Annotated in this window: 11 protein-coding genes; 3 read left to right on the forward strand and 8 right to left on the reverse strand. The window is 51.9% G+C overall.

The annotated features are described in order from the left end of the window. Positions 1-263 precede the first annotated feature (263 nt). A complete protein-coding gene (locus AC2CGP_RS11145; protein ID WP_484502341.1) occupies positions 264-626 on the forward strand; it encodes a hypothetical protein in 363 nt (120 codons plus the stop codon). An 80-nt stretch (positions 627-706) separates the two neighbouring features. Here the strand turns inward: AC2CGP_RS11145 and AC2CGP_RS11150 are convergent, their stop codons facing one another. Beyond that, on the reverse strand, positions 707-1345 hold the full coding sequence (locus tag AC2CGP_RS11150) for a helix-turn-helix domain-containing protein (RefSeq protein WP_020079389.1): 639 nt from the start codon (positions 1343-1345) through the stop codon (positions 707-709). Positions 1346-1621: 276 nt separating this feature from the next. On the opposite strand from AC2CGP_RS11150, the gene AC2CGP_RS11155 reads away from it, so the two are divergent. Together AC2CGP_RS11155 and AC2CGP_RS11160 are read left to right on the forward strand one after the other, a co-directional pair. Further along, positions 1622-3121, forward strand: a complete 1500-nt coding sequence (locus tag AC2CGP_RS11155) for a DUF1254 domain-containing protein (RefSeq protein ID WP_484502342.1) — start codon at positions 1622-1624, stop codon at positions 3119-3121. A gap of 17 nt (positions 3122-3138) precedes the next feature. Next, positions 3139-4602, forward strand: coding sequence for a DUF1254 domain-containing protein (locus tag AC2CGP_RS11160; RefSeq protein ID WP_020079387.1), 1464 nt, complete (start codon positions 3139-3141; stop codon positions 4600-4602). Positions 4603-4700: 98 nt separating this feature from the next. On the opposite strand, the gene AC2CGP_RS11165 is transcribed toward AC2CGP_RS11160, so the two are convergent. The 7 genes from AC2CGP_RS11165 to AC2CGP_RS11195 all read right to left on the reverse strand — a co-directional run bounded on the left by AC2CGP_RS11165 (position 4701) and on the right by AC2CGP_RS11195 (position 12032). Further along, the gene (locus tag AC2CGP_RS11165) at positions 4701-5732 is read right to left on the reverse strand and encodes a methionine synthase (protein ID WP_015367793.1); all 1032 of its coding nucleotides are present in this window, start codon (positions 5730-5732) and stop codon (positions 4701-4703) included. Between the two features lie 26 nt (positions 5733-5758). Beyond that, positions 5759-6739: a DUF1852 domain-containing protein gene (locus tag AC2CGP_RS11170; protein WP_045411852.1), complete on the reverse strand. Its 981-nt coding sequence runs from the start codon at positions 6737-6739 to the stop codon at positions 5759-5761. 307 nt (positions 6740-7046) lie between these two features. After that, a complete protein-coding gene (locus tag AC2CGP_RS11175; protein ID WP_032707593.1) occupies positions 7047-7832 on the reverse strand; it encodes an SDR family oxidoreductase in 786 nt (261 codons plus the stop codon). Between the two features lie 88 nt (positions 7833-7920). Then, positions 7921-8718, reverse strand: a complete 798-nt coding sequence (locus tag AC2CGP_RS11180; protein WP_045361948.1) for an SDR family oxidoreductase — start codon at positions 8716-8718, stop codon at positions 7921-7923. Positions 8719-8780: 62 nt separating this feature from the next. Next, positions 8781-9848 (reverse strand): ABC transporter permease, encoded by a 1068-nt coding sequence (locus tag AC2CGP_RS11185; RefSeq protein ID WP_015367789.1) that lies wholly within the window; start codon positions 9846-9848, stop codon positions 8781-8783. A 17-nt stretch (positions 9849-9865) separates the two neighbouring features. Continuing rightward, the gene (locus AC2CGP_RS11190; RefSeq protein WP_047047098.1) at positions 9866-11410 is read right to left on the reverse strand and encodes a sugar ABC transporter ATP-binding protein; all 1545 of its coding nucleotides are present in this window, start codon (positions 11408-11410) and stop codon (positions 9866-9868) included. Between the two features lies 1 nt (position 11411). Beyond that, entirely contained in the window at positions 11412-12032 is a 621-nt protein-coding gene (locus tag AC2CGP_RS11195) for a DUF2291 family protein (RefSeq protein ID WP_058674156.1), read from the reverse strand. Positions 12033-12060 lie beyond the last annotated feature (28 nt).

Below are 12060 nucleotides of genomic sequence, written 5' to 3' on the forward strand. Positions count from 1 at the left end.
TCTAATACATTGTCAATTTACAGCTTTAATTATTAAATAGCCATTTAATGTACTATTTGTGCTTAATTAAATTTTTTTATTTGTGTTATTACTGGTTGTCATATAGTCATGGGGGAGTATCTACGCTTAAATATCGTTATTTGCAAATAATGAAATGAAATAATGGGGCCTGCAGGATTGCTTCCAGGGACGACAACGATATCACGTTTTAAATTCGTATAAATCGCACTATTAACAATAACAATCATTACATGAGAAATATAATGGAAAAATATTCAGGGATCATTATTCGTGGGCCCTTCTATGCGATGATGGCCGCGGTTGTCTTCTGTTTTTCCAGAGGTTTTTTCCTCTACTGGATGATCAAAAGGGATCCTGTAGCGACCCGCGCCAGTATCGTGACTTACTACCCAAAAACGCCAAACGATCGTGGTGAGGTGAGTATTGTATTAACGTATAGCTTTAGTGCCGAAGGTAAAATTTATAGTAAGGCCAATCAGTTTATGACTATTAATACGGTGGATCTCGATAAGGTTTATGTGGGAAAAGAGGTACCCGTGATCTACTACCGGGCTAATCCTAAGTTCAGTCAGTTAGATTATTATCATGAAGAATTAAAGTATTGAGAGTTTGCTAGCGGATTGGCGCCCCAGGCGTAGATAGATTTTGAGTGTTTTTTATTTATTGGGGGGCGATCCCCGGTTAGTTAAAAATCATTGGGTAGCTTCCGGTTAATAGCGATCAATTTTCCTTTCTGTATTGTAATGTATTGGCCTTCTTTCAATTCTGCCAAAACACGGAAAACATAGCTTCTGGAAAGGTTGGTTCTACGAATAATAAAATTGGCAATGCCTTCCCTTTCAAATGAATTAACGCTTCTACGATACATGTAACGATGCAACATCGCCTTGATTGTATGATAGCCAGAGTCTGTTCTGCGCTCTACATGCACATCCAGAATAAAAATCAGCATATACGAAAGGATCGCTGCGAGTTCTTGCATATACTCTTTTGTATTGCCAAAAAATATCCGATCAAACTCTTGTTGAGAAATTTTAATCATGGAAGTTGGGGTGAGCGCGGAGTAACGGAATTGAGCGATAGGGCAAAATCTTTCTAAAAGCCCAATCGGCATATATTCAATGGTTGTACCGATAATTCGCTCATCGTCATCAACGGCGATAGACATTACCCCAGTATCAACATAGTAAATAAAATTTTTCTCCATATTGAGGATTTCATTTGATTTCATATTAAATCGAATGCCTGCCTCGATCACGCGGTGACGATGTTCGCTAAAATTCTGTTTGCGGTAGAATTCATGAATAGTTTCAAAGGCTAACATCGATACGGTCCCTCCTGAGCACAGAGCACTATGTCAGTTTAGCGACATGGTATCAATCTCCAGGCCATTTTTTTTACAAAAGGTCCCCACCGGGACTTTTTTGAAATGCTGCAGTCATTAAACTTAAGTGAGTTTGGATGAGTTACGGCTATCCAATCCTTAACTTCTCATTTCCAGTGCTACATAGCGTGCCGTCAAAAATGTTAGTAACACTATATTTTTTCGAGAATTAGTGTCTATGCTTAGTGGATTGACGCTTACCTGATGGAGTATATGATGACCAAGAAAAAACCGGCCCTGCGCCTTATCGCAAGCGCAGTGCTGTTTGCTTGCCTTAGCAGTAGTTCGGCGTTTGCAGCCCCTGCCAGCGCGCCGCTTTCACCGCTGATGAAACAATTAAATAACGGCAATTGGCTACCGCAACAGGAAGCGCAATCGCTAAGCGATGAGCTCTATTATCAGGATGCAATCCACGCCTACATTCAGACGCTGCCTCTGTTGAACACTATTGGTTTACGCGATGGTTCAGAAGCGGCATTCGGCAAAGGCTATAACGTGCTGCCAATTTGGAAGGAGCGTATGGACAGCCGGGCGGTGGTGCCCACGCCAAATGGTGATGTCATCTACTCCATGAGCTATCTGGATCTGAAAGAAACGGGTCCATTAGTGATTAAGGCCCCGGCGAATGTCATCGGCATGTTTACGGACTTCTTCCAGAAAACTATCACCGATGTCGGCGCCATTGGTCCCGATCGTGCTCGTGGTGGGTTATACCTGCTGTTACCGCCAGATTATAACGGCCCAGTTCCGCAGGGGTATTACGCATTTAAATCTTCCACCTACAACGTATTCCTGTTCTTCCGCACCATTATGGGTAAAGGAGAGGGCAAACCTGACCCAGCGCCGGCGGTCAAAAATGCGGAAACTACCCGTATTTATCCGCTCTGGGATGTTGAAAAAGAAGTCAAACCAATGCAGTTCCCTGATGCCAGCGGTAAGCGTGTCAACATGATGTATCCAACGGACAACAACTACTGGAAAAAACTCAAAGACTTCGTCGATTATGAACCGCTGACCGCTATCCCGGAAGATACCCGCAGCGCGTTATTGAGTATCGGTATTGTTAAAGGAAAACCGTTTAAGCCTACGGCGAAACAGCAAGAACTGCTGAAGAAAGCGGTAGAAACGGCACCGCGGATGATCCTCGCCCGTCGTCAGGTTGGCCGAGACGATCAGCGTCAGTTGTACTACAAAGACCGTCAGTACGAAAACTCCTGGGCAGGCGCTACCGCTGAGTGGATGCAATACGGTACCCTGGATGAAAATCAGCGCGCGGCGTTCTTCCAGATTGCGTATTCCAGCGCAGCGGCGATGGTGATGCATACCACGGGGGCGGGTTCGAAATATCCTTATACCACCCGAGACAAAGAGGGCAAATTCCTCAACGGCGGCAATACGTATAAGCTGCATCTGCCGCCTAATCCGCCAGCCGCATTGTTCTGGGCAGTAACGGCTTACAACATTACCGATGGCACTATGCCGGAAACCGACCAGTTACTGCCATCCACCAATGGTTATTACAATCTGCCGAAAAACAGCGACGGCTCGATTGATATCTGGTTTGGTCCGCAAAAACCGGATGGTGTGGCGGATAACGCCTTTATCAAGACGGTACCGGATCGCAACTTCCTCGTTGCCCTCAGGCTATATGGCACCGAAGACGGTTTCTACGATCAGACTTGGGTACCTGACGATCTGGTTCAGACAAATAAATGAATACGAAGGGAAAAATAATGAAACTCAAATCTCTGGCACTGCTGACCGCATTGGCGTTCAGCGCTGGCGCGGCGGCACAATCGGCGCCGTTAACTATCCCTCACCCCACTCAGTTTGACCAGTTAGCGACTACGCCGACCGATGTCAAAATGCCTGAGGCGTACGTGAAAGCAATTGCTCAACAGGCCTATATCTGGGGGTGGCCGATGGTTAACCAGTTTAACCGTCGTGAAACCATCACTAAAGCACCTTACCCAGCGCTTAATGGCGGGATGGTTCCGGTGGCGCCGATGGGTCAGTTGAGCATGCTGACCGACTACATCAAACCGCAGGAGACCTTTGTCACCTGTCCTAACCAGGACGTGGCATATGGATTAGGTTTTTATGAACTGGATAAAGAGCCGGTCGTCATTCAGGTGCCTGATTTTGGCGATCGTTTCTGGGTATATGCGATTTATGACGCGCGTACTAACCAGATCGGTAACGTCGGTAAACCTTACGCGACTAAACCGGGTTTCTATCTGCTTGTCGGGCCAAACTGGAAAGGCGAAACGCCGAAAGGATTTAACGGGGTGATCCACTCGTCTACCGAGATGGCGAATATGATCCCGCGTATCCAGATGGATGATACACCGGAAGATCGTGCCGCTATCCAGGCGCCAATTAAAGAGGTGATGTCGTACCCGCTCAGCGAATTCAACGGCAAAATGAAGTCTTATGAATACGCGAAAATTCCGGCAATTGGCGATAAACCGGATCCAAACGCCGGTGAGACGAAATGGGTGGTTCCGGAAAAATATTTCGATCAGCTAGCGAATGTACTGAATAAAGTTGCGCCGTTGCCGGGTGAAGAGGCGATGTACGCCCAGTATCGTCATTTGATTGAAGCCGGTAAGAAAGATCCGCAAATCCGTAAGTGGATGGATGAAGCAGCCGTTGAGACCGATAAAACGGTTATCGCCGAGTTCTTTAAATGGAAAAATAACGGTGTTCCGGCAGGCAACGGCTGGAATCGTTCGAAGAACAACGCCCAGTTTGGTGTTGATTACTACAACCGTACCGGCACCGCGAAGTCAAACATGTTCGATAATAAGCCGGACGAAACGCAATATTTCTACACGGATAATGATGCGGGCGGCGTTCAGCTTTCGGGCGATCATGCTTATACCGTTACTTTCCCGAAAGGCGAATTGCCGCCGGTGAAAGGCTTCTGGTCGCTGACACTGTATAACAGTAAGCATCTCTTCAGCCCGAATGAGCTTAATCGTTATTCTTTGGGTACCAAGAATAAGGATCTCAAATTTAATAATGATGGCTCGCTGACGCTTTACGTCAGCAAAGATCGTCCGGCTGCAGACAAAATCAACAACTGGCTTCCGGCGCCGGATGGGACATTCTCGCTCTATATTCGCGCATACTGGGGAGAGAAACCGATTCTGGATGGAACCTGGCAGCCGCCTAAAATTGAAAAGATTAACTAGCGCTTAGTCGTTCTTTCTTTGAGGAAGCCATAGCTAACAACAGGATCCAGATGTGAGCGGATCCTGTTTTATTTTCAGAAGTGAACGGCGGGCGGCGATTATTTCGCCGCCAGCTCCCGGCGAATAATATCCGCCCCGGCGCTTAGCGCATGTAGCTTACCGCTGGCGACCTGACGCGATAACGGCGCCATGCCGCAGTTGGTTGATGGATAGAGCTTGTCGGCGTCAACGAACTGCAGGGCTTTGCGTAGCGTGCTGGCCACCTCTTCTGGCGTCTCAACGGCGTTGGTCGCCACATCGATAGCTCCGACCATCACTTTCTTACCGCGGATAAGCTCCAGCAGGTCCATCGGTACGCGCGAGTTGTGGCACTCCAGCGAAATAATATCGATAGAGGAGGTCTGGAGTTTCGGGAACGCCTCTTCATACTGGCGCCATTCGGAGCCGAGCGTTTTTTTCCAGTCGGTATTGGCCTTAATACCGTAGCCATAGCAGATATGCACGGCGGTTTCGCATTTCAGCCCTTCAACGGCTCTTTCCAGCGCGGCGATCCCCCAGTCATTGACTTCATCAAAGAAGACGTTAAACGCGGGTTCATCAAACTGAATAATATCTACCCCGGCGGCCTCTAATTCCCGGGCTTCCTGGTTGAGAATTTTGGCAAATTCCCAGGCCAGCTTTTCACGGCTTTTATAGTGATTGTCATACAGCGTATCGATCATCGTCATTGGCCCAGGCAGGGCCCATTTAATCGGTTTGTTGGTGAGTTGACGCAGGTATTTTGCATCTTCCACAAACACCGGCTGCTGGCGCTCGACGGCGCTGACTACGGTCGGCACGCTGGCGTCATAGCGGTTGCGAATTCTTACCGTTTGCCGTTTCTCAAAATCGACGCCGCTAAGATGTTCAATAAAGGTGGTGACAAAGTGCTGACGCGTCTGCTCGCCATCGCTGACGATATCAATGCCTGCGCGCAGCTGATCGTCGAGCGATAAACGCAGCGCATCGCGTTTGCCCAATACTAACTCTTCATTCTGTAATTTCCACGGTGACCACAGCGTCTCAGGCTGCGCCAGCCAGGTCGGTTTCGGTAAACTGCCTGCGGTGGATGTCGGGAGCAATGTTTTCATACAGGTGACCTTTATTTTTTTATGATTTAGAGAGCGTAATGAGCTGACCATTGCTCAAGAATATGCTGGTACGGCTTAATAAACTGTTGTTCGGTAAATTTGCCCTGTTCAATCGCCAGGCGGCTGCGCTCTTCGCGGTCATAAACAATCCGGGTCAACGAATGATCCTGATTATTCAGGTTCGGCTGATAGCACTGCCCGGCCGCAGAGTTAGCGTTATAAATTTCCGGGCGATAAATCTTCTGGAACGTCTCCATCGTGCTAATAGTGCTGGCAAGCTCAAGGTTGCTGTAATCGCTGAGCAGATCGCCCGCGCAGAAGAAGGCCAGCGGCGCTACGCTATTGGCCGGCATAAAGTAACGCACCTGCAGGCCCATCTTATTGAAATAGGCCTCGGTCAGCGCCACGCCATCCTGCTGGTACTCGACGCCGAGAATAGGGTGCTGATTGCCGGTCCGGCGATAGGTATGCTTATTAGATACGCTCAGGCAGATGACCGGCGACTTTTTAAAACATTCATGGTATTCGGCAGAGCGTATGAAATGTTTGAAAATATTGCCATGCAGAACGCCATAATTTTCCGGCACGCTGAATGTTGCTTTATCTTTATTATATTCCGGCAGTAATACGCTAAAATCATAATCGCGCACATAAGAGGAGAAGTTATTCCCAACAATACCTTCGATTCGCGCGTTGGTGGCTTTATCAATAATATTGGTTTGCAGAATCTCAATCACCGGGAATGCCGCATTATGGCCGTTATCGCTAATATTCATTTCGACCGAGATGATATCGAGCTCGACGGAGTAGCGGTCGCCGTTCGGGTTGTCCCACTGCACCAGGTTATTAAAGCGATTATCAATCATTGCCAGCGCATTGCGCAGGTTCTGCTGACGGTTTTCGCCCCGCGCCAGGTTGGCAAAATTGGTGGTAATACGCGTATTTTCCGCCGGGTTATAGTGTTCATCAAAACGACTACGTTTAATCGTAAAGGTAAAGTCTGTCATCGTCTCTTTCCACCCTGGGTTCTGATATAAAAATGCAGGTATTTCACATTCCCAGAATGACCTTGCGATTTATCTGGATTTATTATTCAGTAGCATTCATATTGTCTGCAGTTGCTGAAGACTATTTTTGCCAGAGTCATTGAGTGAGTGAAAGAGAGTTAATTTCAATACTGCATGAGCCATCTTCATGATCCATCATGTGCTCTGCATAGATGTGCAAGACGGCTGAAGAAAATTGCGCCGGGAGAGGTGCGTGCGGAAAGAAAACGCCCCGGCTTGTGCATCGTTAGCCGGGGCAAGACCGGTTTTACCAGCAGACAAACCCACCGTCGACCACCAGATCCACGCCGGTGCAGAATGAGGCGGCGTCGCTGGCGAGGAACAGCGCCGGGCCGGCCATCTCTTCTACCTTCGCCATGCGCTGCATCGGGGTCTGGCTTTCAAACTCGCGGGTCTGATGCACCATCTCCGGGCGGGTATTCATCGGCGTGGCGGTATAGCCTGGGCTGATGGCGTTGACGCGGATCCCTTTATCAACCCACTCCATGGCCAGGCTTTTCGACAGATGAATAACGCCGGCTTTCGAACAGTTGTAATGCGCCTGATCGAGGCCACGGTTCACGATAATCCCCGACATCGAGGCGATATTGATAATCGATCCACCGCCGGACTCCTGCATCAATTCCGCTTCTGCTTTGCAGGAGTTCCATACGCCGGTGAGGTTGATGTCGATAACCCGCTGCCACTGCTCGCTTTCCATCTCCAGGGCCGGATTGGCGTTGGCGATACCGGCGGCGTTAACGGCGATATCGAGGCGGCCAAAGCGGCTTTTGGCCAGCGCAACGGCGGCGCGCAGGTCGGCAAGCTGGCGGACATCGCCGGTATAAGAACAGGCCTGGCCGCCGATGGATTCAATATGGCTGACCGTTTCCGCCAGCCCGCCGTCGTCGCGAAGATCAAAACAGACCACCCGCGCGCCGGCGCTGGCGAGCGCGCAGGCGATGGTTTGGCCGATGCCGCTGCCGGCGCCGGTCACGAAAGCGACGCGCTCCTGTAGGTTAAACAGCTGCTGTGCAAAGTCTTTGCCGATCATAGTGATTACTCTCTTCAATATAGTGTCGAACGTCGGGAGCCCGCTTTCCCGGATGGCGGCGCGTAGCGCCTTATCCGGGCTATCGCGTTCAGGACATAATCAAACCGCCATCGATATTGATGGTCTGCCCGGTGAGGTAGCGTGCATCGTCGGAGGCGAGGAAGGCCACCAGCCCGGCTACGTCTTCCGGCTTACCGGCGCGCTTCATCGGGATCCCTTCGACCCATTCCGCCATCAGTTCGCCCTTGCCGTAACGCTTTTGCTCGGTGCTGAGAATTTCTCCCCACACGCGATCGTTGTAATCCCACATTTCGCTTTCAATAATGCCGGGGCAGAAGGCGTTGACGGTGATGTTCCACGGCGCCAGTTCGTGGGCCAGGCTTTGGGTAATACCGATCACGCCCATTTTGCTGGCGGCGTAGTGCGGCGTGTAGATAAAGCCCTGACGCCCCTGGCCGGAAGAGGTGTTAATCAGGCTGCCGTGGTTCTGTTTCACCATATATTTAGCGGCCTCGCGGCAGCACAGCCACACGCCGGTGGTGTTAACCGCGAGCACTTTTTCAAAATCGGCTTTTGGCATCCGATCGTAGTAATCGATGGTGATCACCCCGGCGTTCTGAATGGAGACGTCAATGGTGCCGAAGCGCGCGGCGGCCTGCTCATACAGCGACTGTACCTGGGCTTCATCGGTCACATCGACCTGCAGCGATAAAATATCCGCCTGATAGCGCTGACGCAGGATTTCGGCGGTCTCGTGAACGCGCTCGGCGTTGGAGACCATCACCAGATTAGCGCCGTCGCGGGCAAAGCGCTCCGCAATACCTGCGCCGATGCCGCGGCAGGCGCCGGTGATAACCACCGTTTTATTATGGAAATCTCGTTGCATATTTTTTCCCTTTCGATAAGCCGGGCGCCAGGCCCGGCGGAATACGTGTATACGGTTGCCGATTAGCTGGAGGTGGCGCCGTTCGGCGGGATGGCGGCCAGCTTCTCTTCGTGGCGGCGCATCAGGATGACTTTGTTCTGCAGCTTCTGCTGGAACTGGTCGACGACAACGGCGGTGACGATCACCAGGCCCTTAATGACCATCTGCCAGAAGTCGCTAACGCCCATCATCACCATGCCGTCGGCGAGGAAGACGATCACGAAGGCGCCGATAATCGAGCCGGTCACCCGGCCGCGGCCTCCTGCCAGCGCGGTTCCGCCGAGCACGGTGGCGCCGATGGCGTCCATCTCAAACATGTTGCCGGTCATCGGGTGGGCGGTTTGTAGCTGGGAGGCGACGATCAAGCCGACGAAGGCGGCGCACAAGCCGGAGAAGGCGTAGACGAAAATTTTGGCTTTGACGATCGGTACGCCGGCGAGGCGAGCGGCGGATTCGTTGCCGCCGATAGCGTAGATGTAGCGACCAAGCGGCGTTTTGGTGGTCAGCCAGTAGCCCAATACCAGGAAGCCGATCATCAACCAGATCGGCAGATAAACTCCAAGCAGGGTACCGGAGCCCAGCGTGGCGAAACCGGTATTGCCCAGCGCTTCCATGCCGTTGAGGTTCGGGTAGGTGCTGCCGTTGTTAAACAGTAGCGCGGAGCCGCGGGCGACGTACATCATCCCTAAGGTGCAGATAAACGGCGCGACGCCGAAGCGGGTAATCACCGCGCCGTTAACCAGCCCCACCAGCACGCCGAAGACCGCGACGCAAAGGATCACTTCCGGGACGTTAAAGAAGATGATGTCGCCGTTCCATAGAGGCAACCCGTTGGTCAGCAACGCGCCCGCGACCATCCCGCAGATACCCGCCACCGCGCCGACGGACAGGTCAATGCCGCCGGTGAGGATCACCAGCGTCATACCGATGGCCAACAGGCCGGTAATCGCCACGTGCTGGGTCATGATCAGCAGGTTAGAGGCGGTCAGGAAGTTCGGTACCATCACGCTGAAGAATGCGATCACCAGCAGCAGGGCGATGAAGGTTCTGGCCTTCAGCAGGTACATATAAATCATATATTTCTGGTTCATGATGGATTCCAGCCTGATTAATCTTGAGGTGTTGAAGCCGCGATTAACTTTTCGCGGGTCACCGCATGGCGCGGTAAATCGGCGGTAATGCGGCCATCGGCCATCACCAGGATGCGGTCGGCCAGCGCCATCACTTCATCCAGCTCCGAAGAGGAGAACATAACCGCCAGCCCCTGCTGGGCCATTTTGCCGATCAGGTGATAGACATCGGTTTTTGCGCCGACGTCGATACCGCGCGTCGGTTCGTCGAGGAACACCACCTGCGGCTGGGTCATCAGCGCCTTACCCAGCACCACTTTTTGTTGATTGCCGCCGCTCAGCGAGGTGATGGGCAAATTGGCGTCGCTCACCTTGATAGCCAATTGCTGAATCATCTCTTTTACGCAGGACTCTTCTTTCTGCGGATTCAGCCACCGCCAGGCGCGGCGAAAACCCTGCAGGCTAAAATCAGAGAGCGTCATGTTGGATTGAATCGACATCATCTGCACCACGCCTTCGCCCTGACGGTCTTCCGGCACCAGCGCCAGCCCCTTTTTCAGGCGGTGTTGAAAGCGAGATTTGCCGATGCTTTCGCCGTTAAGATGTACCTCGCCGTTCTGGCAGGGCATCAAGCCAACCAGCCCTTTAAACAGCTCGGTGCGCCCGGCGCCCAGCAGGCCGTAAATGCCGATCACTTCGCCTTTGCTGAGGGTAAAGGTGACATCATTGAGTTTGTAGCCGCCGCTCGGATGCAACGCGGTCAGCCCCTTGACGTCAAGCACCGCGTTGCCTTTTGGCGCGGGCTGATAATCAAAGTGCTTTTTCTTATCGCCGACCATCTGTTCGATGATCCACGGAACGCTGGCGTCGCTGACGTTGCGTTCGCTGATAAAGCGACCGTCGCGGAAAATGGTGATGTTGTCGCCAATCTCCATCAGCTCTTCGAGGCGATGCGAAATATAGATAATGGTGACGCCGCGGCGCTTAAGCTGCTCGATGACCTTAAACAGCACTTTGACCTCGGACTGGCTCAGCGCCGAGGTGGGTTCATCCATAATCAGCACGCGGGTGTCTTTTGATAGCGCACGGGCGATTTCAACCAACTGCTGATGGCCAATCCCCAGTTCGCCCAGCTGCGTGTAGGGATCGACGTCGAGCTCCAGCCGCTCCAGTAGCGATTTAGCTAACGCATATTGATATTTCTCGTTGATGCGTCCTTTCTGAAAGAATTCATTAGCCATGAATATGTTGTCCATCACATTCATATTGGGGAATAAATTCAGTTCCTGGAAAATAATGCTGATGCCGAATTTCTCTGCCTGATGGGTAGAGTTTAAAGTCACCGCCTCGCCATCGAGAATAATTTGACCGGAGGAGGGCGTTTCAACGCCGGCAAGCATTTTCATCATGGTGGATTTACCCGCACCATTTTCTCCGATCAGAACGTTAACCTTATTTCGATAGACCCGGTAATTCACGTTATCCAGCGCGGTCACGCCGGGATAAATGCGCGAAAGGCCACGGGTTTCGATAATCACTTCAGATTCGACTGGTTGGGGAGCGACGATATCTTGCGGCGTCATATTATTGACCTCCCGGATGAACGATTTTCGCCGGGGTGATTTCCGGAATAGTTTGTGGAATATCCCAGGCCGAAAAGACGCCATACACTTCTACGTTGTCGCCGGTTTTCAGGTTGGCCGCCTGAATCATTTTGACCGCCTGACTATTAATATTTTTGCTGTATTCGCCAAACAGCACCTGGTCGTTAAAGTCCTGGTAGCTGGCGCCGCGGTAACCGTCGCGCAGCAGGGTGCCGCGCAGAGTAGGGCCAATCTGCACCACTACATTACCGATGCTGCCATCGGCAAGGGTCATTTTGCCGCTACGCGAGGCGCTATCCAGCTTGCTGACGGCGCCTGTCACCTTAACGTAAAAGATGCACGGGTTTTCGTCCTGGGCGCGGTAGCCCAGCGCTTTGCAGGCGCTATCGATATCTTTTTGCGCCTTCAGCGCGCTCATCAACTCCGCCGCCGGGCGGGCGTTGGCGACCACCTGCGGCACGATGCTCTGCTGCCAGGTTTTATCGATGTTCGCCATATGCGGATTGGGCGGGGATTTCAGGTCTGCCAGTTCCTGCTGCGAGACGATGCGGCAGCCGCCAAGCGCCAGAACGGCAAGCGCGAGACAGGTTTTCTTGTACATAATGCTCTCCTCTGCGCCCCCGCAGGGG

It is taken from the genome of Klebsiella sp. SYXHC3, assembly GCF_057196925.1.

Coding starts and splice junctions, on each gene's coding strand:
- AC2CGP_RS11145 (WP_484502341.1), top strand. CDS start 264: ATGGAAAAATATTCAGGGATCATTATTCGTGGGCCCTTCTATGCGATG.
- AC2CGP_RS11150 (WP_020079389.1), bottom strand. CDS start 1,345: ATGTTAGCCTTTGAAACTATTCATGAATTCTACCGCAAACAGAATTTT.
- AC2CGP_RS11155 (WP_484502342.1), top strand. CDS start 1,622: ATGACCAAGAAAAAACCGGCCCTGCGCCTTATCGCAAGCGCAGTGCTG.
- AC2CGP_RS11160 (WP_020079387.1), top strand. CDS start 3,139: ATGAAACTCAAATCTCTGGCACTGCTGACCGCATTGGCGTTCAGCGCT.
- AC2CGP_RS11165 (WP_015367793.1), bottom strand. CDS start 5,732: ATGAAAACATTGCTCCCGACATCCACCGCAGGCAGTTTACCGAAACCG.
- AC2CGP_RS11170 (WP_045411852.1), bottom strand. CDS start 6,739: ATGACAGACTTTACCTTTACGATTAAACGTAGTCGTTTTGATGAACAC.
- AC2CGP_RS11175 (WP_032707593.1), bottom strand. CDS start 7,832: ATGATCGGCAAAGACTTTGCACAGCAGCTGTTTAACCTACAGGAGCGC.
- AC2CGP_RS11180 (WP_045361948.1), bottom strand. CDS start 8,718: ATGCAACGAGATTTCCATAATAAAACGGTGGTTATCACCGGCGCCTGC.
- AC2CGP_RS11185 (WP_015367789.1), bottom strand. CDS start 9,848: ATGAACCAGAAATATATGATTTATATGTACCTGCTGAAGGCCAGAACC.
- AC2CGP_RS11190 (WP_047047098.1), bottom strand. CDS start 11,410: ATGACGCCGCAAGATATCGTCGCTCCCCAACCAGTCGAATCTGAAGTG.
- AC2CGP_RS11195 (WP_058674156.1), bottom strand. CDS start 12,032: ATGTACAAGAAAACCTGTCTCGCGCTTGCCGTTCTGGCGCTTGGCGGC.